Source organism: uncultured Bacteroides sp., from assembly GCF_910578895.1.
Lineage (GTDB): Bacteria > Bacteroidota > Bacteroidia > Bacteroidales > Bacteroidaceae > Bacteroides.
On the sequence record NZ_CAJTSC010000085.1, the window covers coordinates 5,804 to 6,082 of the forward strand.

Annotated in this window: 1 pseudogene (running past one end of the window); it reads left to right on the plus strand. The window is 48.7% G+C overall.

The features are described from left to right. Positions 1-279 (plus strand): annotated as a pseudogene (locus QZ327_RS13790) (TIM-barrel domain-containing protein); its annotated part runs 1,519 nt beyond the window's last position; the annotation flags it as partial.

Genomic DNA, 279 nt, shown 5'->3' on the forward strand with positions numbered 1-279 from the left:
CTGTTGCTCCCGAAGAGCAGGGAAAGCAGTCGTGGTGGAGTGAAATGACCAAGCAACTCGATTATTATTTTATGGCTGGTGAGGACATGGACGACGTGATTAGCGGTTATCGTACGCTGACCGGAAAGTCTCCTGTTATGCCGAAGTGGGCAATGGGGTTCTGGCAAAGTCGTGAGAAGTATAATAGGCAGGATGAAATGTTGGAAGCACTGAAAGGCTTCCGTGATCGTAAAATCCCGTTGGACAATATCGTACTAGACTGGAATCACTGGCCGGAGA